This window comes from Pseudomonas folii, from assembly GCF_014357575.1.
GTDB lineage: Bacteria > Pseudomonadota > Gammaproteobacteria > Pseudomonadales > Pseudomonadaceae > Aquipseudomonas > Aquipseudomonas folii.
The window spans coordinates 1-2890 of the sequence record NZ_JACONW010000279.1 but is presented as its reverse complement, the minus strand read 5'-3'; the positions used below and the strand labels follow the sequence as shown (position 1 = coordinate 2890).

3 protein-coding genes are annotated in these 2890 nt (G+C 57.9%); 2 read left to right on the top strand and 1 reads right to left on the bottom strand.

Features of this window, described 5'->3' with window-relative positions:
• Positions 1-45: 45 nt before the first annotated feature.
• Entirely contained in the window at positions 46-792 is a 747-nt protein-coding gene (locus H8S59_RS26655; protein ID WP_187523347.1) for an NRDE family protein, read from the bottom strand.
• Positions 793-994: 202 nt separating this feature from the next.
• Here H8S59_RS26655 and lgt point away from each other — a divergent pair, with 202 nt between their 5' ends.
• Together lgt and H8S59_RS26645 are read left to right on the top strand one after the other, a co-directional pair.
• A complete protein-coding gene (gene lgt / locus H8S59_RS26650) occupies positions 995-1807 on the top strand; it encodes a prolipoprotein diacylglyceryl transferase (RefSeq protein ID WP_095092594.1) in 813 nt (270 codons plus the stop codon).
• 51 nt (positions 1808-1858) lie between these two features.
• Positions 1859-2830: a thymidylate synthase gene (locus H8S59_RS26645; RefSeq protein WP_095092592.1), complete on the top strand. Its 972-nt coding sequence runs from the start codon at positions 1859-1861 to the stop codon at positions 2828-2830.
• The last annotated feature ends 60 nt before the right edge of the window (positions 2831-2890 follow it).

Genomic DNA, 2890 nt, shown 5'->3' with positions numbered 1-2890 from the left:
GGTCCCACGTCGGGTTACGGGTAACCCCAGAATCTCCCACAGGATCTAAAGCCTCAACTCCACCTCACCCAATCTCCCGCCATAAGGCCCGAAACTGTGTTCAACGAAGTGTCGGCTGCCGTCAGCATTGACGATCAGCACCGTGCTGGCCCGGGTGCCGTAATTGGGGCTGGCGATGAACAGGCTCGACAGCAGCTTTTCGGTCTCCAGGCTGACACCCGTATCAGGCAGCTCAGTTGTTGGGGCGGTGGTCGGGTCGCTCAATAAGGCCATGAGTGCCAGTGGATTCGGATCATTAAGTTGGGTACTCAGGGCAGTCTTGGCCTTCTCAACTTTTGGCCAGGGCGTATCCAGTGCTGCGTTGGAGAGACCATAGACACCTTCATCGAGCCGACGAGGCTCAGGGTTTGAGCCGTTGAGGTAGTACAACTGCTGACGATCGCCCACCAGCAGATTAAAACCGCCGTATTCATCCGATCTGTTGGCTACCTCGGCAAGATAATCTTCGACCGGAATATCGCTGGTCAAAAATTGAGCAACCAGTTCGCCTCGTGAACGATGCCCCAGTGGCAAGCTCGGGTTGCGAATATTAGTCAGTGCCGCGAAACGCCCGTCTGCGGTGATACCAAGCCAGGTTCCGCCAGCTTCAAGGTCCCGCCCGGCATAGACCTGTGGTGCGTCCGCCCACCGCGCGAGGGGCTGGGTCGAGCGCGCATAGAACTCGTCACGATTGGCCGCGACGATCAGCGGCCGGGCGTTAGAAGGGCGCCAGGCGAAAGCGATGAGACACATGCAGTACTCCTTTTTCAGCCACTTTACTCACACATGAAGCTTGCATCCATCGCGCGCCGCTAGAGCGACGGGCCGGGCTCCGGTAACATGCCGGTCTCTTTTCGTCATGCCCGGCCAATAGCTGTTCAGCACGGGTTTATGTTTCCTGCTTTAGTGTGTCTGGTTAAGTGCTCGCAAGAGCGTTCCCATTTAAGGAGTTGCAATGCTGCCTTACCCGCAGATTGACCCGGTGGCGGTGGCCATCGGCCCGCTGCAAATTCACTGGTACGGCTTGATGTACCTGGTCGGGATTGGCGGCGCGTGGCTGCTGGCATCACGGCGGTTGAACAGCTTTGATCCGACCTGGACCAAGGAAAAGCTCTCCGACATGATTTTCTGGCTGGCCATGGGCGTGATCGTCGGTGGGCGATTGGGTTATGTGTTGTTCTACGACCTGCCCGCGTACATCGCCAATCCACTGTTGATCTTCGAAGTCTGGAAGGGCGGAATGGCGTTCCACGGCGGTTTCGTCGGGGTCATGATCGCGGCATGGTGGTTCGGCCGACGCAATGGCAAGTCGTTCTTCGAACTCATGGATTTCGTTGCGCCCATGGTGCCGATTGGGCTGGGTGCGGGTCGTATCGGCAACTTCATCAACGCCGAGTTGTGGGGCAAACCGACGGATTTGCCATGGGCAATGGTCTTCCCGCCCTTCAGCGATCCGGCGCAATTGCCACGTCATCCTTCGCAGTTGTATCAATTCGCACTCGAAGGTGTGGCGCTGTTCCTGATCCTCTATCTGTTTTCTCGCAAACCCCGTCCAACGATGGCTATTTCCGGCATGTTCGCCCTGTTTTACGGGCTGTTCCGGTTCCTGGTCGAATTCGTGCGGATGCCCGACGCGCAACTGGGTTATCTGGCATGGGGCTGGGTCACCATGGGGCAGATTCTCAGCCTGCCGATGATCATCGCCGGTATCGTGCTGATCTGGCTGGCCTACAATCGCGCGCCCGCTGGCAAGAACGCGGCGGTCTAACACCGAAACGTCGGGCGAGGCTGCCCGGCGGATTCACGAAGCAGGTAATTTATGAAGCAATATCTGGATCTGGTCGCCCACGTCATCAAGAACGGCACGTTGCAGGCCAACCGCACCGGTGTGAAAACCATCAGTTTTCCCGGCGCCATGCTGCGTTACGACCTCAAGGAAGGCTTCCCGGCAATTACCACCCGGCGTATGGCCTTCAAGTCGGCCATCGGCGAAATGGTGGGCTTCCTGCGTGGCGTGAACAACGCGGCTGAGTTTCGCGAACTGGGCTGCAAAGTCTGGGACCAGAACGCCAACGAAAACGCCCAATGGCTGGATAACCCGTTCCGTAAGGGCGAAGACGATCTGGGCGAAATCTACGGCGTGCAATGGCGCAAGTGGCCTGCCTACAAGCGCATTGACCTGAGTAATCCGAAAGCCATCGAACTGGCGCTAAGCCAGGGCTATCAGCAGATCGCTCAATCAGAGGAAGACGGTCAGCCTTACGTGGTGCTGTATAAGGCCATCGATCAGATTCGTCAGTGCGTCGACACCATCATCAAGGATCCGGGCAGCCGTCGTATTCTGTTCCACGGCTGGAACTGCGCTCAGTTGGATGAAATGGCTTTGCCGCCGTGCCACCTGCTGTATCAGTTCCACCCGAATCAGGAGACCAAAGAGATCTCCCTGACGCTGTACATCCGCTCCAACGATCTGGGCCTGGGCACACCGTTCAACCTGACTGAAGGCGCTGCGCTGCTGAGCCTGATCGGCCGTCTGACGGGCTACACGCCGCGTTGGTTCACGTATTTCATCGGCGATGCCCATGTCTACGAAAACCACCTGGACATGCTCAACGAACAGCTCAAGCGCGAGCCGTATCCGATGCCGAAACTGGTGATTTCCGATCGGGTGCCGGAGTTTGCCAAGACCGGTGTGTATCAACCGGAATGGCTGGAGCAGATCGAGCCTTCAGACTTCTCGCTTGAAGGCTATGAACACCACCCGGCAATGACCGCGCCGATGGCGGTTTAGAACATTGCTTTGATGCTTTTATGTGGGAGCAGTGCTTGCCCGCGGTTCAGGGGCCGCGGG